The organism is Micromonospora terminaliae (assembly GCF_009671205.1).
Classification (GTDB): domain Bacteria; phylum Actinomycetota; class Actinomycetes; order Mycobacteriales; family Micromonosporaceae; genus Micromonospora; species Micromonospora terminaliae.
Window position 1 is genome coordinate 3,232,945 of the sequence record NZ_CP045309.1, and the last position, 20,187, is coordinate 3,253,131.

Sequence of the window (20,187 nt, forward strand, 5' to 3'; positions counted from 1 at the left end):
CCGCTCCGGATGCGGGGTTCCCGCCCCGCCGTCCGGTCAGTACTTGCGGTTCGGCAGTGCTTCCTTCGCCTGCTCCTGGGTGAAGGTGGTCTCCTGGGTCTCGATCCGGGCCGGCACCGACTCGCCGTTGTGCACCTTCTTGACCAGGTCCATGAGCTGGGGACCGAGCAGCGGGCTGCACTCGGCGATGAAGTTGAACTTGCCGTCGGCGAGGGCCTGCATGCCGTCCTTGACCGCGTCGACGGTGATGATGGTGATGTCCTTGCCGGGCACCTTCCCGGCCGCGGTGATCGCCTCCAGCGCGCCCAGGCCCATGTCGTCGTTGTGGGCGAACAGCACGTCGATCTTCGGGTTGGCCTTCAGGAACTGCTCCATCACCTGCTTGCCGCCGGCGCGGGTGAAGTCACCGGACTGGGAGGCGACGATCTTGAGGTTCGGGTTGGCGGCGATCGCCTCGGCGAAGCCCTTCTTCCGGTCGTTGGCCGGCGCCGAACCGGTCGTGCCCTGCAGCTCCACGATGTTGACCGGGCCGCTGGCCGACTGCTCCTTCTGCACCAGCCACTCCCCGGCGAGCCGGCCCTCCTTCACGAAGTCCGAGCCCAGGAAGGTCTTGTAGAGGGACTTGTCGGCCGAGTCGACGGACCGGTCGGTGAGGATGACCGGGATCTTGGCGTCCTTGGCCTCCTTGAGGACGGTGTCCCACCCGGACTCCACCACCGGCGAGAAGGCGATCACGTCGACCTTCTGCTGGATGAAGTTGCGGATGGCCTTGATCTGGTTCTCCTGCTTCTGCTGCGCGTCGTCGAACTTCAGGTCGATCCCGGCCTCCGTGGCGGCCTCCTTGATCGAGGTCGTGTTCGCCGTACGCCATCCGCTCTCGGCGCCGACCTGGGAGAACCCAAGCGTGATCTTGCCGTCGTCGCCGCCGCTGCTGCCGCCCGTGTCGCTGTTGCCGCAGGCCGCCACGCCGGTGGCGAGCAACGCGGCGGCGAGCACCGCGATGACCTTGCGGGACGGCGGGTATGTCCTCATTCTCTTCACCGCAAATCTCCTCGGGGTAAGCGTTGTCGGATGCCGCGCACTCCGTGGTGCACGACCTGCGCTGGTGGGGTGCTGCCGGTGGTGCGACGCGGACGGTCCGGGGAACGGCCGCGCGATCGGGGCGGCCGTCAGGGGCTCGCCGGTGCGGGAGGTCGCTGTCCGTAGACGTTCTGGTAGCGGTCGTACAGGGCGTCGACGTCGGCCGGCGCCATCGGCAGCGGCGCGCCGAGCGCCCGGGCCAGGTGCGCCGTGCGGGCGATGTCCTCGCACATGACCGCGGCCTTCACCGCGGCGCGCGCGTCGCGGCCGATGGTGAACACGCCGTGGTTGCGCATGAGCACGGCCGGCGAACGGTGCCCGGCGAGGGTCGCCACGATCCCCTTGCCGATGTCGTCGCCGCCGATCAGGGCGAACGGGCCGATCGGTATCTCACCGCCGAACTCGTCGGCCTGGGCCGTGAGGTGGCACGGGATCGACTCGCCGCGGGCCGCCCAGGCGGTCGCGTACGTGCTGTGGGTGTGCACCACCCCGCCCACCTCGGGCAGGGCGCGGTAGACGTAGGCGTGGGCCGCGGTGTCGCTCGACGGCGCGAGGTCACCCTCGACCACGACGCCGTCGAGATCGCACACGACCATGTTCTCCGGGGCGAGGTCGTCGTAGTCGACCCCGCTCGGCTTGATCACCATCAGGTTCTGACCGGGCACCCGGGCCGAGACGTTGCCGGCCGTCCAGGCGACCAGCCGGTAGCGCGTGAGTTCGGCGTGCAGCCGGGCCACGCTCTCCCGCAGCCGGCGGATCTCAGCGCTCATGCGACCACCTCCAGGGGCGTGTCGGCCGGTGCCGCCGACGGCTCGGCGGCGGCGTTGCGGATCGCGCGCAGGCGGGACATGACGTCGTTGCCGCCGCGTCCGAAGTGGTCGTGCAGGGCCCGGTACTCGGCGTAGAGCGCGTCGTAGGCCCGCGCCCGCCCGGGATCCGGCCGGTAGGCGTCGCGGTCCACCCGGCCCATCGCGGCGGAGGCCGCGTGGATGTCCGGGTACGCCTCGGCCGCGACCGCCGCGTGGATCGCCGAGCCCAGGGCCGGGCCCTGCGCCGAACCGATGACGCTCAACGGCCGGTTGGTGACGTCGCTGTAGATCTGCATGAGCAGCGGGTTGGCGGTCAGGCCGCCGGCCACCACCAGCTCCGCGATCGGCACCCCCGCCTCGACGAACGCCTCGATGATCATGCGGGTGCCGTAGGCGGTCGACTCCAGGAGCGCGCGGTAGACGTCCGCGGGCCGGGTGGCCAGCGTCAGCCCCAGGATGAGACCACTCAGGTCGTGGTTGACCAGCAGGGAGCGGTTGCCGTTCCACCAGTCCAGCGCGATCAGCCCGTGGGCGCCGACCGGCTGCGCCGCGGCCAGCTCGCAGAGCCGCTCGTGCGAGTCGACGCCCGCCGGCGCGGCGTGGTCCACGAACCAGCCGAAGATGTCGCCGACGCCGCTCTGGCCGGCCTCGTAGCCCCAGGCGCCGGGGCTGAGTCCACCCTCGACGACGCCGCACATGCCGGGCACCTCCGCCAGCTCGGTGCCGTTGACCACGTGGCAGGTCGACGTGCCCATGATGGCGACCAGATGGCCGGGCGCCAGCGCCTGGGCCGAGGCCGCGGTGACGTGGGCGTCGACGTTGCCGGCGGCGACCGCGATGCCCTCGCGCAGGCCGGTCCAGGCCGCGGCCTGGGCGGTCAGGGCGCCCGCCCGGGCGCCCAGGGGAAGCAGCGGCCCGTCCAGCTTGCCGACGAAGCCGGCGAACCCCGGGTCGAGCGCCGCCAGGAACTCCGGGGACGGGTACCGCCCGTCCTGGCGGATGCCCTTGTAGCCGGCGGTGCAGATGTTGCGCGTCTCCACCCCGCAGAGCTGCCAGACGATCCAGTCCGCCGCCTCGACGAACCGCGCGGCGCGCCGGTAGATCTCCGGGTCCTCGTCGAGGAGCTGCAGGCCCTTCGCGAACTGCCACTCGGCGGAGATCTTCCCGCCGTACCGCTGGATCCAGGGTTCCCGGCGCTCGTGCGCGAGGGCGTTGATCCGGTCGGCGTGCGGCTGCGCGGCGTGGTGCTTCCACAGCTTCACCCAGGCGTGCGGCCGGCTCCGCAGCTCGGGCACCTCGCAGAGCGGGGTGCCGTCGGCCAGGGTGGGGAGGACGGTGCAGGCGGTGAAGTCGGTGGCGATACCGATCACCCGGGCCGGGTCGATCCCGGCGGCGGCCACGGCGGCCGGCACGGCGTGCCGCAGCACGTTCCGGTAGTCCTCCGGGTCCTGCAACGCCCAGTCCGGCGGCAGCGGCGTCCCGTCCGGGAGCGCCGACTCGATGACGCCGTGCCCGTACTCGTGGACCGCGGTGCCGAGCTCCGCGCCGTCTCCGACCCGGACCACCAGCGCCCGGCCCGACAGCGTCCCGAAGTCGACCCCGACGACGTACCGGTCCCCCGGTCCGTGCATACCCGCCATCTCCACCTCCCCGTGCCGTGGCTCACATTGTTAGCGCTCACATCGGCGTCGGTCAAGACGCGATCGCAACAGTCCCGTAACGGCGCGGCCATCGACCCAGCGGGCCATGCCGAGCGAATCGATCAAGCGGGGCGAAGTGGTGTTAACGTTCACAGGTATCGATGCGTCGCCCAGCTGCTTCTGAGGCGGCTGCCGTGGCTTGCTCCCCCTCGGGGTGCTGTTAGCGCTAACTCCGCTGCTCATCGCTGGCGGCTCCGCCTAACGGCGACGCCGCAACCGGCCGGAGCGCTCAGGCCGGTCCGCCCGCCGCGCCACGTCGTAGACCTTCGGCTCGACGACGTGGCGCCGCGCAGACTGCCGAGGACCGTCCGGCCGTCGGGCTGTGAACGGTCACAACAAGTGCGGATCGAACCAGGCGTCGACCGGCCCGGCGCTCACTCCGGCGGCGCGGCGACGCTCTGCCGGGTGATCAGGGTCGGTGCGATGGTCTGCCGCAGCTCGCCGACCGCGCCGGATTCGAACTGCGCGAGCAGCAGGTCAAGGCTGGCCCGGGCCACCGCGGCGAAGTCCGGCCGGACGGTGGTCAGCGGCGGAATGAAGTACGCCGCCTCCGGCACGTCGTCGAAGCCCACCACACTGATCTCGTCCGGCACCTTCCGGCCGTACTCGTGCAGGGCCCGCAACACGCCCAGCGCCAGGTGGTCGTTGGCCGTGAAGACCGCCGTCACCTCGGGCATCCGCGCCAGCATCTGCCCGCACCGGTAGCCCGAGGCCGCCGACCAGTCCGCCGGCACCAGTGGCGGCACCTCGGCGCCCGCGGCCTGCAACGCCTCCCGCCAGCCCTCGATCCGCCCGGCGCTGTCGAACCAGTCGGCGGGCCCGGACACGTGCCACACCGTGCGGTGACCGGCCTCCAGCAGGTGCCGGGTGGCCTCCCGCGCGCCCGCCACCTGGTCCACCGTCACGAGCGGCACCGGGCGACGGGGGTCGCCGTCGACCGTCACCAGGGGGACGTCCTTCGGCAGGTGCTCCAGCGCCTCACCGGCCGACTCGACGGGCGCGATGACGACGATCCCCGCCACCCGGTGCGCCAGGTGCCGCTCGACCGCCTCGGAGATGGACACCTGGTCCAGATCCCGGACACTGCCCACGCTGACCGCGAAGCCCTCCTCGGCGGCGGTCTGCTCCAGCGCCGCCAGCAACGACGCCGGGCCGTACAGGGTGGTGTTCTGCGCGACCACGCCGATGACCTGCGAGCGGCCGGTCACCAGCGCGCGAGCCGCGCGGTTCGGCCGGTAGCCGAGCTCGGCGATCGCCGCCTGCACCCGCAGCCGGGTCTGCTCGCGGACGTTGGGGTGCCCGTTCAGCACCCGCGACACGGTCTGGTGGGAGACCCCGGCAAGGCGGGCCACATCCGTCATCGCGGGACCCCGCACGGCACCCACCCTCCCCCGCCAAGCCCCCGACCACGCCCGGCGGTCGACGCCGGAGCCGCGGGATGCGCCATCCGCCGCCCTGCACCCACCCCGGCTGAGCATCCGGGGCGGCCCCGCGCAAGGCCAGCGACAGTGTACGCCCAGACCGCGTTGCCACCGGCCGAGGCACGGGCCCCGGTGGCCGACGCGGCGCGGGCGCGAGCGGGCGGGCTCGCCTCGGCCGAGCCCGCCCGCTCCGGTTCCCCGCGATCCCGCCCGCGAGCCTCCAGGAGGCCGTGCGGGCCGGACCGGCGTCACGCCCCTACCGCTGCAACGTCAGCACACCCGGGCGGTACGGCAGGAGGCCGTAGTCCCCGCCGGAGTTGGTGGCCCGGCCCTGGTAGAGCAACTGCAGATTGCAGGGGTCGACGGTCATGGTCTGATCGGGGTTGCTCCGCACGAGGTCACCGTGGCTGATGTCGTTGGTCCAGGTGGCGCCGCTGTTGGCCTTGCCGGCGAAGGGGTTGCCCTCCGTCGCGGCCTGCGGCGTCCACGAACCGCCCAGGCTGGTGGCCGTGAACGAGCGGAAGTAGCGCCCCTGCGCGCCGATCGCCTCGACGAGCATGAGGTACTGGTTCTGGCCCTGGATCTTGTAGACCTGGACCCCTTCGAACAGGTTGTTGGTCGAATCACTCATGATCGTGGTGTAGGTCGAGCCGAAGTTGCCCGGGAAGTTCCCGATGGGCATGCTGGCCCGGTAGATCTTGCCGTTGTCCCCGGCGAAGAACAGGTACATGTTCTGGCTGTCACCGATCAGCGTCTGGTCGATGGGTCCCGTGCCGGAGCCGGAGATGCTTCCGGTGAAGAGCGTCTGCTGCGCCGACCACCCGTTCACGTTGGTGGGGTCGCTCGACGTCCGGTAGGAGAAGGCGGTCCCACCCCACTGGTAGGCCAGCACCCAGATGTTCTTCGGCGCGAAGTAGAAGAGCGTGGGCGCGACAGCCGAGAACGGCATCGCGTTCTGGCTGGCCGAGGCCATGTCGGACCAGTTCGTGAACGGGGTGAAGTTCATCGAGCCCCACGACGTTCCGGTGTCGTGCGTCGTGGCGTAGACGAGGTGCCGGCCGTTGTGGACGACGTTGGTGAAGTCCTTGAGCGAGACCCATCCCGACCTCGGGTTCGCCAGCGAGCCGGTCGACGACCAGCGGTACGTCGACGGCAGCGTGCACGAGCCGCCCGGCGGCGGCGTGGTGGGGTTGCTCCCGCCGTCGACCCGGACGAGCTGCCACTGCTGGTTGCCGCCGTTCCAGTCGTCGTACTGCACGATGCTCCCGCCGTCGGCGGTCGAGGCACCCTGCACCTCCACGACCTTGTTGCTGTTCCGGTTGATCAACCGGACGTAGCCGCTGTCCGAGTCGGCCAGCCGGAACTGCTGGTTGGCCTGGTTGGCGTCGGACCACTGCACGATGTTGGCGCCGTTGGCGGTCGACCAGTTGTAGACGTCCAGCACCTTGCCGGACAGCCGCGACCGCAACCGGTAGTAGCCGCCGCCCGAGTCCACGAACTGCCACTGCTGCTGGTTGCCGTTGTTCCGGGTCCACTGCACGATGCGAGCGCCGTCATTCGTGGCCAGGTTGTACACGTCCAGGGCCTTGCCGCTGTTGCGGTTGACCAACACGTACCACGCGCTCGTGTCGACCGTCGCCGCGGCGGCGGGCGTCGACAGCGCCACCGCGGCGGCACCGCCGACCACCACCGCTGCGACGCTGGCGGCGACCAGCCGCGGCAGCCATCCACGCCGCCGCGACGGCGGCGCGATCGAGCCAGCACTACCAAAGGCAGACATGATCCTCCTCCTGAGACCAAGAGCCGAACGGTCCGCCGACGACGGGCGCACCGCGACGCCGGGCCGGGCGTACACAGTGGGCTGTCAGCGCTGACAGCTCGCCTGCGTGTGCCGGCACGCGCCTGAACGAAGGTCGGACGAAGCGGGCCTGCCCGGAAGGCCCCTGGCGTCGCCGCCCTGATCCATCGACTGTGAGCGATAACATTCCGGTAGTCAAGTGGCAATGTTCCGGAAACAGGTGCGTTGATGTTGGCGCTAACATTGACGCTCTCCGCACGACGGGCACTACTGCAGCGAGACGTCGTCGACCGAGAAGCCGTCGGTGCCCGACGCCGTCTCCACGTAGAAGGTGGCGCCGGTGAGCGTTCCGCTCCAGGACGCCGCCGCGGTGCCGGTGAGCCTCGTCCAGCCGTCGGGGGTGACCGCGGTCCCCGGGGTCAGTCCGACGTAGGTCGTGGCGCCGCCGGCGGTCAGGGCCAGGGTCGCCTTCACGGTCGGCGTCCCGCTCTGGCTCCGTACCCAGAGGGTGGTGGTGTAGCTCCTTCCGTTGGTGAGCTTCGAGGTCACGTCCTGACTGGGACCGTTCCAGGACGCCGTACGCCCGGTGACCGACAACGACGCCGACCCGGCGTGGGCGGTTGCGGTGTTGGACGACAGGGTCCCGCTGCCCATGACTCCCCAGCCCGACGTGCCGCTCTCCCCGTCCCCGTTGGCGATCAGGTTCCCGCCGCCGCCGCCGGCCGCACCGAACTGCCACCAGTTGACGTTGAAGAGGTTGCCGCTGCCGCCGGTGAACCGCAGGTACAGGTCGTGGGTGCCCGCGGCGCCGGTCACGGCGCAGGAGACGTTCGCCCACGTCTGCCAGCCGCCCGTGCCCGGGACGGCGCAGCGTCCCACCACCGGGCCGGCGGTGCCGTCGAGGCGGAGCTCGATGGTGCCACCGCTGGTCGCGGAGGCAACCCGCGCGGTGAACGAGCTCGCCCCCGCGCCGAAACCGACGCCCTTGACCTTGATGTAGTCGCCGTTCTCGATCCAGCCGACGTCCATCCCGCCCTCGCTGGCGGCCTCGGTCTCGATGCCCGACTCCCAGGCGATCGTCTCGGCCTCCTGGCGGGTGTACGGGTTGAGGGTGCCGACCTGCGGCGCCCCCGTGGTCGTCATGTTGATGGTGGGGATCGAGCCGTCGGCGTTGTACGAGAACTTCTCCACCGCGACCGACCGCGTGAAGCCGCCGCCGCCCGGCAGCGCCCCGTTGTGGTAGAAGAAGTACGACCCGCCGTTGAAGTCGACGATGCCGGGGTGGTTGGTGAAGCTGCTGCCCTGGGTCGGCATGACCGTCCCGCGGTAGGTCCACGGCCCGGTGGGGCCGGGGGCCGTCGAGTAGCCGATGAACTCGGAGCAGCACTTCGCCGCGAAGACGTTGTAGTACAGGCCGTTGCGCTTGTAGACCCAGGGACCTTCCTCGTAGAGGGTCGGCCGGTTCGCGTCGCCGGTGCGGGTGCCGAACCCGGCGGTGGTGAGCGGGATCTTCGTCGGGCTGCCCGAGAAGGAGATCATGTCGGCGTTCAGCTTCACGTACCAGAGGTTGGGGTTGCCCCAGTACAGGTAGGCCTGCCCGTCGCTGTCGACGAAGACGGTCGGGTCGATCTCGCCGTTGGACACCAGCGGCCGGCCGATGGCGTCACGGAAGGGGCCGGTCGGGCTGTCGGCCACCGCCACCCCGATCCCCATAGCGCCGGTCGCCCGGACGGTCATGGGTACGTACCAGTAGAACTTGCCGTTGCGGGCGACGACCTGGCCGGCCCAGGCGTCCGCGCTGGCCCAGCTGAAGCTGGCGATGTTGAGCGGGGATCCGTGGTCGGTCCAGTTGACCATGTCGGCGGACGACCACACCCGCCATTCCTTCATGGTGAACCAGGTCGAGCCGTCCTCGTCGTGACCGGTGTAGAGGTACACCCGGCCGTCGTGCACGAGCGGGGCCGGGTCGGCCGTGTAGATGTGCTGGATGATCGGATTGTCCGCCCGGGCCACGCCGGGAACCAGAGCGGCGGCGCAGAGCACCGCCGTGATCCAGGCGAGGATCCGCCGGGTGCGGAGCGTGCCGGGGAGCGGGGGGCTCACCCTCATGTCTGCCTCCAAGGGGGACGAACTGCCGCTGCTGGTCGGCGCCGTTGGTGCGGGTGCACCGGCTGATCCCCGGCGTCGGCGTGGCGGCAGCGGCCGGATGTGGCGGCCCCGACGAGCCGGGGCCGCCCCGGACTGAACGGGCGTCGCGTCGCCCGGCTCCCAGCGCCCCGCGCAGTCCCGTAGCACGCATGTTAGCGATAACAGCAGTCAGGAGCAATGAAGGGAGTCTATTGGAAATGGTTCTATCCCTGTTCGCGTGCGACGTCGGAACCGTGATGCGGAAAACTGTTATCGCGGGCGTCTGGATGCGGTCGTCCGGCGAGACGCATCGAGCAGCGCGCGGCGGCAATCGGTGGCACCCGGGAGCGGCTCGGGGCGCGGGTCAGCCCGCCAGCGCGGGCCGGATCCGGAATGAGCTGTCGGCGCGGAAGGTGGCGGTGCCGTCCGCCTGGTCCACCCACAGCTGCCCGTCGCGATGCCGGAGGAACCAGCCGGGATAGTTCGACGCCTCCAGCGCCGTGGAGGAGGCGGTCGCCCCGTCGCGCGGGCAGAAGGTGGCGTCACCGCGGAACAGCTCGGTGCCCACGGCGGGGCTGAGCTGCAGCCGCCAGGACGCGTGCCTCAGGTACCGGCCGTCGCGGGCACGGAAGGAGAAGCAGCGGGGGTCGGCCAGGCCCGCGAGCACCGTGAAGGTCGCCTGGCGGCGCGCCGCGTCGGGGCTGCCCGGCCCGACCGGCCGCAGGACACCGAGGCCGTCGACGGTGGTGACGTACCGTCCGGTCCCGTCGGCCGACTCGAGCGACACGGGCCGTCCCGCGGCCAGGGACGCGGTACGGCGGGCCGAGGGTCTGGCGGACGGAGCCGTCGGTGGTGCCGGCTGGGGCACGGCGACCGCCGGCGCCGACGACGGGACCGCGGGTGGCCCGGACGGCGAGGCCGGTGCCGCAACCGGCGCGGACGCCCGGGGCGGCGGGTGGGACGGCAGGACCGTCACGGTGGCCGCGACGCCGGATGCGACGGCGCCGGCGACCACGACCGCGGCGACGGGGTGGGCCACCACCGCCTGGAGCAGCTGGGCGAGCAGTCCGGCCTTGGCGCCCGCGCCGATGCCACCGCCGGATCCTCCGCCCACCGCACCGGACAGGGTGGCCGTCGACGTGGCGGCCGCGTCGAGCGCACCCCTGCCGAGCAGCACGGTCGCGAGCCCGACCGGGACGGGGAGCAGGGCGGCGCCGAGCAGCAGCCGCTCCGCGACGATGAGGCCCTCGGCAGATACCGCGCAGCGTTCGCAGGAGCGGGTGTGCCGGGCCAGGCGCTTGCGCCACAACGGACTCGGGACGCCGTCCCACCCCGCCACCGCGGCTTCCAGCCCGGCGCATCTCGGTCCGGCCTCCAGCGCGGCGACCAGCTCGCGGCTCACGTCGAGTCGATGACGCATGCGCTGCACCCGCACCGCCGCGTGCCCGACGCCGACGGCCAGGGCCTCCGCGAGGTCGGTCCGGCTCAGCTCTCCGGCCGCCTCCAGCCACCACAGCGAGAGCAACGCCCGATCGTCCGGGTCGAGCCAGCGACTCGCCCGGACCAGCTGGCGGCGCTGCCCGGACAGCTCCAGGCGCAGCGTGGTCAGGTCCTCGAAGGCGGCCGCGACGTCCGGCATCCCGGCCGCCTCGTCCAGGGAGGCGGCCCAGCGGTCGGCCACCTGCCGGCGGTGCAGATGAGTGCTGACCTGGCGCAGGGCGATCGCGGCCAACCAGGGCCGGAAGCTCTGCGGGGTGTGCAGCTCCGGAAGCCGGCGGACGGCACGCAGCATGGTGTCCTGGACGACGTCGTCGGTGTCCGGATGACCGCTCAGCGCGCGGTGCACGAGCGCGTAGACCAGCGGCAGGCCGGCACCGACCAGCTCGTCCATGGCCCGCCGGTCACCCGCCTGGGCCGCGACCACGAGGTCCGCCTCGTTAACTCCGGTAGCTCGCATCTTCACGTCGCAGTCACACAACTCGATTCCGACGGCCGCGTCAAGAAGGGGCGGAGCGAGCGTCGGCCCTGCCCTTCCGTCCGCGCTGCCGTTCCGTGTCCGCGCTGCCGCGAAATCAGCGGCGAAAAACTGTTATGAGGCGTGACGGCGACAGGTCGACAGTCGAACGGCTCCGTGGGCCGCAGGCGCTGCCGGAGACGTAAAGGCATCGACAGACGCCTTAGCTCTTGAATGCGCAGAAACATTCTGGCAACGTTGACGGCCCCGCTGTCCGTGCATTCAGGCGCTCGCCCCCGCACACGTCGGGATCCCCGGACCACCACACATCCACACCGCCCGTCGCCGCCCATTGTTAGCGCTAACAGCGAGTAGCGACTCCCCGACCGGAGGGAACACACCCATGACCATCGACGGGACGGCCCCACCGGCCGCAGGACACCGACGAGGCCGACGTGCGGGTCTGGCCATCGCCGCTGCCGTGACGTTGCTGGCGAGCGTCGCCGCCGCCGCGGTGAACGCGACCGAGGCGGCCGCGGCGACGGTCGACACGAACGCCTGGTACGTGCTGGTCAACCGCAACAGCGGCAAGGCCCTCGACGTCTACGGCGCCGCCACCGCCGACGGCGCCCGCATCACCCAGTGGACCCGCAACAACGGCACCAACCAGCAATGGCAGTTCGTCGACTCCGGCGGCGGCTACTACCGCCTCAAGTCCCGCAACTCCGGCAAGGTCCTCGACGTCTCCAACCGCGCCACCACCGACGGCGCACCCCTCATCCAATGGACCGACGCCAACGCCACCAACCAGCAGTTCCAACTCACCGACTCCGGCGGCTACCTCCGACTCATCAACCGCAACAGCGGCAAAGCCGTCGAAGTACAGGGAGCCGCCACCACCGACGGCGCCGCCATCGTCCAGTACACCGACTGGAACGGCACCAACCAGCAATGGCAACTCGTCCGGGTCGACACCACCGGCCCGACACCCACCACGTCGCCGGCGACGTCGTACACCAACCCCGTCGTGTGGCAGGACTTCGCCGACGGCGACATCATCCGGGTCGGTGACGCCTACTACTACTCGGCCTCGACCATGCACTACTCCCCCGGCGCGCCGATCCTGCGCTCCTACGACCTGGTGCACTGGGAGTACGCGGGGCACTCGGTGCCGAGCCTCGACTTCGGCTCCGGCGCGTACAACCTCACCGGCGGGCGCGCGTACGTCAAGGGGATCTGGGCGTCGGCCTTCAACTACCGCAGGAGCAACAGCACCTACTACTGGATCGGGTGCGTCGAGTTCAACCGCACGTACGTGTACACCTCGACGGCCGTCGACGGCACCTGGCAGAAGCGCTCGCAGATCAACAACTGCTACTACGACGCCGGGTTGCTCGTCGACGACAACGACACCATGTACGTCGCCTACGGCAACACCACCATCAGCGTGGCGCAACTGTCGGCCGACGGGTTGAGCCAGGTGCGCGCCCAGCAGGTGTTCACCACCCCGTCGAACGTCGGCACGCTCGAAGGCTCGCGGTTCTACAAGCGCAACGGCTACTACTACATCTGGCTGACCCGTCCCGCCAACGGCCAGTACGTGCTGCGGTCCACCAGCCCGTTCGGCCCGTACGAGATGCGCCAGGTGCTGCTCGACATGCCCGGCCCGATCGCCGGTGGGGGCGTGCCGCATCAGGGCGGTCTCGTGCAGACGCAGAACGGCGACTGGTACTACATGGCGTTCCAGGACGCGTACCCGGGCGGCCGGGTCCCGGTCCTGGCACCGATCACCTGGACCGCCGACGGGTGGCCGGCCGTGCAGACCGTCAACGGCGCCTGGGGTGCGAGCTATCCCGCGCCCAACATCCCCGCCTCGTCGAAGACGGTGCGGCCGATGACCGGCCCGGACACCTTCACCGGCAGCAGCCTCGGCCCGCGGTGGGAGTGGAACCACAACCCGGACAACACGAAGTGGTCGACCGGCAGCGGGCTGCGCCTGCAGACCGCGACCGTCACGAACGACCTGTACGCGGCCCGCAACACGCTCACGCACCGCATCCAGGGACCGACGTCCACGGCGACCATCGAGCTGGACTACTCGGCCACGACCGACGGCGACCGGTCCGGTCTGGCGATGCTGCGCGACTCCTCGGCGTGGATCGGCGTCCGGCGCGACGGCGGCGCCACCCGGGTCACGCTCGTCAACGGCCTGACCATGGACGGCAGCTGGAACACCACCGGGACCGGCACCGAGGCGGCCTCCGCCGCGGTCTCCGGCGGCCGGATCTGGCTGCGGGCCACCGCGGACATCCGCCCGGGAACCGGGAGGCAGGCCCGGTTCTCCTACAGCACCGACGGCGTCACCTTCACGCCCCTGGGCCCGGCCCTCACCCTCAACAACGCCTGGCAGTTCTTCATGGGTTACCGCTACGCGATCTTCAACTACGCCACCCGGGCCCTCGGCGGCGCCGTCACCGTCCGCTCGTTCGACCTGACCACCCCCTGACCGTGCACCGCCACCAGCCACGACCCGAAAGGTGTGCACCATGAGGCAACATCCCCGCCCGCCGCACTGGCGACTCGCGCAGGGGCTACGGGCGATCCTGCTCCTGATGACCGCCGCGCTGATCGCGGTCGGCGCCCCACTGGTCATCGCCGGCTCCGCCGACGCGGGCACCACGCTCGGTGGCTCGGCCGCCGAGAAGGGACGCTACTTCGGCGCCGCCGTCCCGGCGTTCAAGCTGTCGGACGGCCAGTTCACCGGCATCCTCGACCGCGAGTTCAACGCGATCACGCCCGAGAACGAGATGAAGTGGGACGCCACCGAACCGTCCCAGAACCAGTTCCGCTACACCGGCGGCGACCAGATCGTCGCCCACGCCCAGGCCCACAGCATGCGGGTCCGCGGGCACACCCTGCTCTGGCACGCCCAACAACCCGGCTGGGCACAGAGCCTGTCCGGCACGGCCCTGCGCAACGCCGCCATGAACCACGTCACCCAGGTCGCCACGCACTACCGCGGCCAGATCTACGCCTGGGACGTCGTCAACGAGGCGTTCGCCGACGGCGGCAGCGGCGGCCGCCGGGACTCGAACCTCCAGCGCACCGGCAACGACTGGATCGAGGTCGCGTTCCGTACCGCACGGGCCGCCGACCCCGCCGCGAAGCTCTGCTACAACGACTACAACACCGACGGGGTCAACGCGAAGTCGACCGGCGTCTACAACATGGTCCGCGATTTCAAGTCCCGCGGCGTGCCCATCGACTGCGTCGGCTTCCAGTCCCACCTGGGCACCACCCTGCCCGGCGACTACCAGGCCAACCTCCAGCGCTTCGCCGACCTGGGCGTCGACGTCCAGATCACCGAACTCGACATCACGCAGGGCTCCAACCAGGCCAACATGTACGCCGCCGTCACCAGGGCGTGCCTGGCCGTGACCCGCTGCACCGGCATCACCACCTGGGGCGTCCGCGACAGCGACTCCTGGCGCGGCGGCGACAACCCGCTGCTCTTCGACGCCGGCGGCAACAAGAAGGCCGCCTACACCGCCGTGCTGAACGCCCTCAACGCCGGCGGCACCACCCCGCCGCCGGGTCCCGTCGACACCAACGCCTGGTACGTGCTGGTCAACCGCAACAGCGGCAAGGCCCTCGACGTCTACGGCGCCGCCACCGCCGACGGCGCCCGCATCACCCAGTGGACCCGCAACAACGGCACCAACCAGCAATGGCAGTTCGTCGACTCCGGCGGCGGCTACTACCGCCTCAAGTCCCGCAACTCCGGCAAGGTCCTCGACGTCTCCAACCGCGCCACCACCGACGGCGCACCCCTCATCCAATGGACCGACGCCAACGCCACCAACCAGCAGTTCCAACTCACCGACTCCGGCGGCTACCTCCGACTCATCAACCGCAACAGCGGCAAAGCCGTCGAAGTACAGGGAGCCGCCACCACCGACGGCGCCAACATCGTCCAGTACACCGACTGGAACGGCACCAACCAGCAATGGCAACCCGTCCGGATCGGGTGACGGACGGCTTCCCGCAGCGGGCGCAGCGGCCTGCTGAGGTGTCCCGGTGCTCCCACCCAGGGAGCACCGGGACACCCCCGCGGTGACGGAGGATCACGAGTACATGAGGTGCAGGGTCATCCCGGCGTCGGCGTGCGCCAGGTTGTGGCAGTGGTTCGCCCACACCCCCGGGTTGTCGGCCCGGAACGCCACCTTCCAGACATCGCCGGGGCGTACGTCGAACGAGTCCAGCCACAACGGACTCCCCGTGGCCGGCTGACCGTTGCGGGACAGCACCAGCACGTGATGCCCGTGCAGGTGCCACGGATGCACGTACTGCGCGCGGTTCACGATCGTGAACGCCACGACGTCCCCTTCGCGGACGACCTGCGGCGGGATGTCCGGGTCGGCCGCGCCGTTGACGGTGTGGGCGTAGCGGGGCAGCAGGCCGCGCAGGTCGAGTCCGCGGTCGAGGACGAGGGTGAACTCCCGGTCGAACCGGGACCACGGGGCCGGTGCACTCGCGCCGTAGGTGAGCGGGTCCAGCACCGGCCACCGGTCGGTCGCCGCCGGCACCGGCCCGGTCGACCAGACCGCCCGCCCGTCGACGAGCAGCGCCACCGGCGTGGCGGGTGCCGTGAACACCAGGTCGTAGCGTCCCCCGGCCGCGATCAGCACGGCCGTCTCGTCGATCGGAGCCGGGCCCCGCAGGTCGCCTCCGTCGATCGCGGCGACCCGGAACGGCGTCCCGGCCAGGGCGTACCGGTGGGTGGTGCTGTCGGTGTTGGCCAGCCGTAGCCGCACGGGCGTACCGGCCGCGACCGGTTCGGTTCTCGGCGCGGGCAGCGGGAGGCCGGAGAGGGTGTGCACGGGCACCGTGACGTCGACGCCGGCCACCGGCGCCGGGCGCACCACGAGCATGCCGTAGAGGCCCTTGCGCACGCCGACGTCGGACACGGCATGCGTGTGGTACCAGTACGTTCCGGCCTGTTCGGCGCGGAACCGGTAGACGAACTCCTGCCCCGGCCGCACCGCCTCCTGCGTCACGCCGGGCACCCCGTCCTGGCTGTTCGGCACGTCGTACCCGTGCCAGTGCAGCGTGACCCCCCGTTCGATGTCCCGGTTGCGCAGCGTCACCTCCAGCACGTCGCCGACCGCGGCGGTCAGCTCCGGCCCGGGAACCTGCCCGTTGAACGCCCACGCCGCGACGTCCCGGCCGCCCACGCGCACCGTGGCGGTCGCGGCCGTCAGGGTGAACCGCCGGGTCGGTTCGCCCACGGTCCGCACCTCCCCAGCTTCATGCTCATGGGGTACGCCGGGAGCGGCGCCCGGGGCGGCGGCCAGCCCGGTTCCGGTCACCAGCGCCGCGGCCGCCGTGGCGAGGGCGGCCCGGGACACCGTCCCGGACGGGCGCGCGGCGAGGACGCGCCAGGAGATCGCGGTCGCCGCGAGGACCCCGGCGAGGGCGAGGAGGCCCGTGCCGGCCGACGCCGGGTAGCCGTGCAGGACCGTCACGAGCAGGGCGCCGCCGGCGGCGTACCCCGCGAAGAGGAGCGGGACCGCGACGGCGCGGATGTCGCGCCGGGCGCGCGCCAGCCGCCACCCGGCGATGACGACCCCCGCGAGCGACAGGGGTGCGGCGATGAGGACCTTCTCCGCGGCGAACCACCAGCCGGCGCGGGCCAGCGCGGTGATCGTGATCCCGCGGGCGAGCGTGGTGAGCAGCGCGACGGCGGCCAGCCCCAGGGCGAGCGGCCGGCGCCGGGCGGCCGCCGCGGCCCCGCCGCCCAGCCACCCGGCGGCCGTGAGGACCGCGAGCACGAGGTCGGCCGCGAGCACCGAGCCGGTGGTCATGCCGGCTCCGCTTCCCGGACGGTCCCGGGGGTGGCGGCGGCCGGCGCCGGGCGGGCCAGTTCCCGGGCCCCCCGCAGCACGCCGACCACGACGTGCACCGCCACGATCCCGTTGACCGCGTGCAGTCCGGCAATGGTGAGGCCGAACGGGGTGCTGGCGCCCGCGGCGTCGGTGGCCGCGTTGGCCAGCATGGCCAGGAGCGCCTGCCCGACGACGAGGGCGAGCGGCAGGGCCGCCATTCCGACGAGCCGGCCCGGCGCCTTCGCGAGCACGGCGAACAGGATGGTGAGCAGGGTGAGGGCGGGGATGACGGCGGACCCGGTGACGCGGTGCAGGGCGTACGCGCCGTCGCCCCCGGGTTTCGTGAAGGCGCCCACGGCGGCGAAGACGAACTGCATGGCGAACGCGACGAGCGACAGGGTGCTGACGATGACGAGGGCCTTGCGCATGGTCGTCTCCTAGCGATGGGACGGGGTGAGAGCCTGGGCGACGTGGTCGGTGGCCGCGATCGCGCCGTAGGCGACCAGCCGCACGAGGTCGGCGTCGGCCGGGTGGGAGAGCCGCCAGAGGGCGACGTCGCCCGGGCGGATGGCGCCGGGTGCGAACGCCGCCAGCAACGCGATCCGCGTACCGACACGGTCGGTGCCGGGCAGGTCCCGGATCAGTTCGGCGGCCCAGTCGGCGGGCCGGTCCGGGTGCCGCCCGTCCTCCCAGCGCACGGTGGCCGCGACGGTCCTGCGACCCAGGTCGCCCAGGAGGTCGCCGCCGCGCAGCGCGGCGTCCCGCAACGACGCGTAGGCGGGGCCGACCGGGCTGTCGGCCGCCCAGGCCGGCGGCGCGATCGTGCCGGTGCCGAGCAGCGGCAGGCTTCGGCCCGGCTCCTTCCGTTCCCGGGCGGCACGGGCGTAGAGGCGGCCCCCGACCGACCGCACCACGGGCGAGCGCTGCAGGCCACCGGGCAGCAGGTCCGGGTCGAGCAGCGCCGAGACGACGCGGTTGATGAAGTGGAAGGCCAGCAGGGTGCCGGTGACCTCCGGTCCGTACGGGCTGTCCCAGTCGGCGGCCACGGGGCTGCGGCTGGCCTCGGCCCAGGCGGCGAGTTCGGCGTGCCCCGGATCGGCCGGCGTGCCGCCCCGGGCGACGGTCTCGGCCAGCTCGTGCTCACCGAGGGCGTGCAGCAGCATCACGTGGGCGTCGACGCAGAACCGGCAGCGGTTGGCCCGGGACACCGCCGACGCGACCAGCTCGCGGTCGACGCGGGACGCGTCCCCGGCGAGCAGCGCCTCGCGCATCAGCGCCCAGGTCGCGGCCAGCAGCTCGGGCACGGCCGAGAGCGCCTGGAAGGTGGGCACCGGTCCGAGGAACTCGGCCCGCGCCTGCCGGTAGACCTCCGCGGTGAGACCGGTCGCCGCCCGGGCGGGAGCGGGGGTGAAGAAGCGGTATGTCATGGGCTCGATGCTCGTCGCGGCGGGCCGGGAAAGCGTCGTGCCACCGCAGGCACCTGCCCGGTCGGCGATACCGCGTCCGCAGTACGCCCCGGCTACCGCGGACGGGGGATGCTCGCCCAGCGGCGGCCGTTCTACAGTCCGGTCATGCGCCGCGATCTGCCGTACGCCCTCGGCGGCCTCGCCCTCGGCGGCCTCCTGCTCGCCAACGCCGCGATCGCCCCGGACGCCGCGCCGGTGCGACCCGTCGACGTCGCCCTGGTCCTGGCCATGGCGGCGGCCCTCGCGGTGTGCCGCCGGTACCCGGTGGTGGCGCTGGCCGTGGTGACCGCCACCATGCTGGCCCTCCACGTGCGGGTGCACGCCGGGGTGTCCGCCGCGTTCGCCGTCCTCGCCACGGTCTACGTGGCCGCGTGGCGGGGGCACCGGGCGGTGTCCGCCCTGGCGAGCCTCGTCTTCCTCGGCGGCTTCCTGGCCCGCGACATCTCGGTGGCGCCCGCCGGCCGGCCCGGCCAGCAGATCGTCGAGCGGACCGCCCTGCTGCTGGGCTGGTTCTTCGCGGCCAACGTGGCCGGGCTCGTGGCGCGGCAGCGCCGGGCCTACCTGGAACAGGTCGAGCAGCGGGCGATCGAGGCCGAACGCACCCGCGAGGAGATGGCGTTGCGGCGCGCCGGGGAGGAGCGTCTGCGCATCGCCCGGGACCTGCACGACTCGCTGACGCACAGCATCTCCGTCATCAAGGTGCAGGCCGGGATCGCTGTGCACCTGGCGCGCAAGCAGGGTGAGGAACCGTCGGACGTGCTGCTGGCGATCCAGGAGGCGAGCGGCGCCGCCATGCGGGAGCTGCGGGCGACACTGGCCGTCCTGCGGGCACCCTCCGACTCCGACGGCGTCGGCCTGGCCCGGCTGGGCGAGCTGGCTGAGCGGACCCGGGCGGCCGGCGTGCCGGTGGACGTGACCGTCACCGGTCAGCCCCGGGACCTGCCCGAGGAGGTCGACCAGGCCGGGTACCGCGTTGTGCAGGAGGCCCTCACCAACGTGGCCCGGCACGCCGGTCCCGCCACCGCGCGGATCCATGTCGCCTACGACCCGGCGCAGCTGACCGTCTCGGTGACCGACGACGGTCGGGCGTCGACGGTCCGGCCGGTGACACCGGGCGTGGGCCTGCGCGGCATGCGGGAACGGGTCACCGGGCTGGGCGGCGCCCTGCACGCCGCCGCCCGCGACGGCGGCGGGTTCGCGGTACGGGCCACGTTCCCGCTGGACGGCACGGCATGACCGAGCGCCTGCGCGAGGCCCCTTCAGCTCGGAGCGGCGTGACCCGGGTGGTCATCGTGGACGACCAGGCGCTCATGCGGGCCGGGTTCCGGGCCCTGCTCGACGCCGAGGACGACCTGGCGGTCGTCGGCGAGGCCACCGACGGCGCCTCCGCCGTCGAGCTGGCGCGACGCCTGCGGCCGGACGTCGTGCTCATGGACGTGCAGATGCCGGGACTCGACGGCATCGAAGCCACCCGGCGGATCGCCGCCGACCCCGACCTCGCCGCGGTCCGCGTCCTCATCCTCACCAACTACGGGCTCGACTCCTACGTCTTCGCCGCGCTCCGCGCCGGCGCCAGCGGGTTCCTCCTCAAGGACGCCGATCCCGCCGACCTGCTGCGGGCCGTCGCCGTGGTGGCGCGCGGCGACGCGCTGCTCGCCCCGGTGGTCACGCGCACCCTCATCAGCGAGTTCGTCGCCGGGCCGCCGGCGGCCGACCCGGCGGCCGGGCGCGACGTGCTGACCGCACGCGAACAGGAGATGGTCGAGCTCGTCGCCCGGGGGCTGAGCAACGACGAGATCGCCGAACGCCTGGTGATCAGCCCGTTGACCGCGAAGACCCACGTCAACCGGGCCATGATGAAGCTGCACTGCCGCGACCGCGCCCAACTGGTCGTGTGGGCGTACGAGTCGGGGCTCGTCACACCGCGTCGCCGCTGACCGCCGGGCG

14 protein-coding genes are annotated in these 20,187 nt (G+C 72.2%); 4 read left to right on the forward strand and 10 right to left on the reverse strand.

The genetic code is table 11. The features are described from left to right. Nucleotides 1-36: 36 nt before the first annotated feature. The 7 genes from GCE86_RS14575 to GCE86_RS14605 form a co-directional block, all read right to left on the reverse strand. Nucleotides 37-1,032, reverse strand: a complete 996-nt coding sequence (locus tag GCE86_RS14575) for an ABC transporter substrate-binding protein (protein ID WP_154227474.1) — start codon at nucleotides 1,030-1,032, stop codon at nucleotides 37-39. A 137-nt stretch (nucleotides 1,033-1,169) separates the two neighbouring features. After that, complete coding sequence (locus tag GCE86_RS14580) at nucleotides 1,170-1,850, reverse strand: L-ribulose-5-phosphate 4-epimerase (RefSeq protein ID WP_154227475.1); 681 nt, start codon at nucleotides 1,848-1,850, stop codon at nucleotides 1,170-1,172. After that, nucleotides 1,847-3,529, reverse strand: a complete 1,683-nt coding sequence (gene araB / locus GCE86_RS14585; protein ID WP_154227476.1) for a ribulokinase — start codon at nucleotides 3,527-3,529, stop codon at nucleotides 1,847-1,849. Before araB ends, GCE86_RS14580 begins: the two co-directional genes overlap by 4 nt. 434 nt (nucleotides 3,530-3,963) lie before the next feature. After that, on the reverse strand, nucleotides 3,964-4,950 hold the full coding sequence (locus GCE86_RS14590; RefSeq protein WP_204341971.1) for a LacI family DNA-binding transcriptional regulator: 987 nt from the start codon (nucleotides 4,948-4,950) through the stop codon (nucleotides 3,964-3,966). 316 nt (nucleotides 4,951-5,266) lie between these two features. Then, on the reverse strand, nucleotides 5,267-6,790 hold the full coding sequence (locus GCE86_RS14595; RefSeq protein ID WP_154227478.1) for a non-reducing end alpha-L-arabinofuranosidase family hydrolase: 1,524 nt from the start codon (nucleotides 6,788-6,790) through the stop codon (nucleotides 5,267-5,269). A gap of 285 nt (nucleotides 6,791-7,075) precedes the next feature. Then, nucleotides 7,076-8,917 carry a family 43 glycosylhydrolase gene (locus GCE86_RS14600; protein WP_154227479.1) on the reverse strand — a complete coding sequence of 614 codons (1,842 nt, stop codon included), beginning with the start codon at nucleotides 8,915-8,917 and terminating at the stop codon, nucleotides 7,076-7,078. A gap of 382 nt (nucleotides 8,918-9,299) precedes the next feature. Further along, entirely contained in the window at nucleotides 9,300-10,892 is a 1,593-nt protein-coding gene (locus GCE86_RS14605; RefSeq protein ID WP_154230505.1) for a sigma-70 family RNA polymerase sigma factor, read from the reverse strand. Between the two features lie 400 nt (nucleotides 10,893-11,292). Here GCE86_RS14605 and GCE86_RS14610 point away from each other — a divergent pair, with 400 nt between their 5' ends. After that, on the forward strand, nucleotides 11,293-13,395 hold the full coding sequence (locus GCE86_RS14610; RefSeq protein ID WP_154227480.1) for a family 43 glycosylhydrolase: 2,103 nt from the start codon (nucleotides 11,293-11,295) through the stop codon (nucleotides 13,393-13,395). A 40-nt stretch (nucleotides 13,396-13,435) separates the two neighbouring features. Continuing rightward, nucleotides 13,436-14,920 carry an endo-1,4-beta-xylanase gene (locus tag GCE86_RS14615; protein WP_154227481.1) on the forward strand — a complete coding sequence of 495 codons (1,485 nt, stop codon included), beginning with the start codon at nucleotides 13,436-13,438 and terminating at the stop codon, nucleotides 14,918-14,920. A 93-nt stretch (nucleotides 14,921-15,013) separates the two neighbouring features. Here GCE86_RS14615 and GCE86_RS14620 read toward each other — a convergent pair whose 3' ends face one another. Genes GCE86_RS14620 through GCE86_RS14630 form a run of 3 tightly spaced genes read right to left on the reverse strand, consistent with a single transcriptional unit; the run spans nucleotide 15,014 to nucleotide 18,201 of the window. Next, nucleotides 15,014-16,753 carry a multicopper oxidase family protein gene (locus tag GCE86_RS14620; protein WP_154227482.1) on the reverse strand — a complete coding sequence of 580 codons (1,740 nt, stop codon included), beginning with the start codon at nucleotides 16,751-16,753 and terminating at the stop codon, nucleotides 15,014-15,016. Continuing rightward, nucleotides 16,750-17,202, reverse strand: a complete 453-nt coding sequence (locus tag GCE86_RS14625) for a DUF6220 domain-containing protein (RefSeq protein ID WP_154227483.1) — start codon at nucleotides 17,200-17,202, stop codon at nucleotides 16,750-16,752. The genes GCE86_RS14620 and GCE86_RS14625 overlap by 4 nt, the downstream gene beginning before the upstream one ends. A gap of 9 nt (nucleotides 17,203-17,211) precedes the next feature. After that, a complete protein-coding gene (locus GCE86_RS14630) occupies nucleotides 17,212-18,201 on the reverse strand; it encodes a carboxymuconolactone decarboxylase family protein (RefSeq protein WP_154227484.1) in 990 nt (329 codons plus the stop codon). Nucleotides 18,202-18,345: 144 nt separating this feature from the next. Between GCE86_RS14630 and GCE86_RS14635 the strand changes: the two genes are divergently transcribed. Both GCE86_RS14635 and GCE86_RS14640 read left to right on the forward strand, forming a co-directional pair. Beyond that, nucleotides 18,346-19,476: a sensor histidine kinase gene (locus GCE86_RS14635; RefSeq protein WP_239542415.1), complete on the forward strand. Its 1,131-nt coding sequence runs from the start codon at nucleotides 18,346-18,348 to the stop codon at nucleotides 19,474-19,476. Next, entirely contained in the window at nucleotides 19,473-20,177 is a 705-nt protein-coding gene (locus tag GCE86_RS14640; protein WP_204341970.1) for a response regulator, read from the forward strand. Before GCE86_RS14635 ends, GCE86_RS14640 begins: the two co-directional genes overlap by 4 nt. Nucleotides 20,178-20,187: the final 10 nt, after the last annotated feature.

Excerpts from the sequence above, each read along its gene's own strand:
- GCE86_RS14630 (WP_154227484.1), bottom strand. The coding sequence starts at position 18,201 with ATGACATACCGCTTCTTCACCCCCGCTCCCGCCCGGGCGGCGACCGGT.
- GCE86_RS14575 (WP_154227474.1), bottom strand. The coding sequence starts at position 1,032 with ATGAGGACATACCCGCCGTCCCGCAAGGTCATCGCGGTGCTCGCCGCC.
- araB (WP_154227476.1), bottom strand. The coding sequence starts at position 3,529 with ATGGCGGGTATGCACGGACCGGGGGACCGGTACGTCGTCGGGGTCGAC.
- GCE86_RS14600 (WP_154227479.1), bottom strand. The coding sequence starts at position 8,917 with ATGAGGGTGAGCCCCCCGCTCCCCGGCACGCTCCGCACCCGGCGGATC.
- GCE86_RS14610 (WP_154227480.1), top strand. The coding sequence starts at position 11,293 with ATGACCATCGACGGGACGGCCCCACCGGCCGCAGGACACCGACGAGGC.
- GCE86_RS14615 (WP_154227481.1), top strand. The coding sequence starts at position 13,436 with ATGAGGCAACATCCCCGCCCGCCGCACTGGCGACTCGCGCAGGGGCTA.
- GCE86_RS14635 (WP_239542415.1), top strand. The coding sequence starts at position 18,346 with ATGCGCCGCGATCTGCCGTACGCCCTCGGCGGCCTCGCCCTCGGCGGC.
- GCE86_RS14620 (WP_154227482.1), bottom strand. The coding sequence starts at position 16,753 with ATGACCACCGGCTCGGTGCTCGCGGCCGACCTCGTGCTCGCGGTCCTC.
- GCE86_RS14640 (WP_204341970.1), top strand. The coding sequence starts at position 19,473 with ATGACCGAGCGCCTGCGCGAGGCCCCTTCAGCTCGGAGCGGCGTGACC.
- GCE86_RS14625 (WP_154227483.1), bottom strand. The coding sequence starts at position 17,202 with ATGCGCAAGGCCCTCGTCATCGTCAGCACCCTGTCGCTCGTCGCGTTC.
- GCE86_RS14580 (WP_154227475.1), bottom strand. The coding sequence starts at position 1,850 with ATGAGCGCTGAGATCCGCCGGCTGCGGGAGAGCGTGGCCCGGCTGCAC.
- GCE86_RS14595 (WP_154227478.1), bottom strand. The coding sequence starts at position 6,790 with ATGTCTGCCTTTGGTAGTGCTGGCTCGATCGCGCCGCCGTCGCGGCGG.
- GCE86_RS14590 (WP_204341971.1), bottom strand. The coding sequence starts at position 4,950 with ATGACGGATGTGGCCCGCCTTGCCGGGGTCTCCCACCAGACCGTGTCG.
- GCE86_RS14605 (WP_154230505.1), bottom strand. The coding sequence starts at position 10,892 with ATGCGAGCTACCGGAGTTAACGAGGCGGACCTCGTGGTCGCGGCCCAG.